Below are 722 nucleotides of genomic sequence, written 5' to 3' on the forward strand. Positions count from 1 at the left end.
TTCCGAAGTTCATTTTCGTCCGAAGGCGCCATCACAACTAGCTTGGGAATGCAGCGTAAGAAGGATAGGTCGAAACTTCCGGCATGCGTTGCGCCGTCTTCACCAACCAGGCCAGCCCGGTCTATGGCAAACAAAATATCCAGGTTCTGGATGGCGACATCATGAATGAGCTGATCATATGCGCGCTGTAAGAAGGTTGAGTAAATTGCGACAACAGGCTTCACTCCTTCACAAGCCATGCCTGCTGCCAGTGTTACGGCATGCTGTTCGGCGATGGCAACGTCATGGTAGCGCTCAGGGTAGAGTTCGGAAAAACGAACTAGGTCGGAACCTTCTCGCATCGCTGGCGTAATACCGACGACCCGACTGTCTTGTGCGGCGATATCGCAAAGCCACTGGCCAAAAACGTTTGAGTACTTGGGTTGGCTGGCAGGCTTATTTTCAACAGGGCTTACTTTGGGTTTTGCTTCTATTTTGTTGATTGCGTGGTAGCCAATCGGGTCGATTTCTGCTGGTGCGAAGCCTTTCCCTTTTTTGGTGACAATATGAAGGAATTGAGGGCCTTTCAGCTCCTTCATGTTTTCTAATGTTTTGATTAAGGTTGGCAAGTCATGACCATCGATAGGGCCAATGTAGTTAAAGCCTAATTCCTCAAAAAGCGTACCGGGTGCAACCAAGCCTTTGACGTGCTCTTCAGTTTTCTTGGCAAACTCCATTAGGCC

1 protein-coding gene is annotated in these 722 nt (G+C 49.3%); it reads right to left on the reverse strand.

Features of this window, described 5'->3' with window-relative positions; translation table 11 throughout:
- Window positions 1–722 (reverse strand): 1-deoxy-D-xylulose-5-phosphate synthase N-terminal domain-containing protein (locus tag A3757_RS23810; protein WP_304439219.1); only part of this gene is annotated, 722 nt, incomplete at both ends.

The organism is Oleiphilus sp. HI0117, assembly GCF_001635235.1.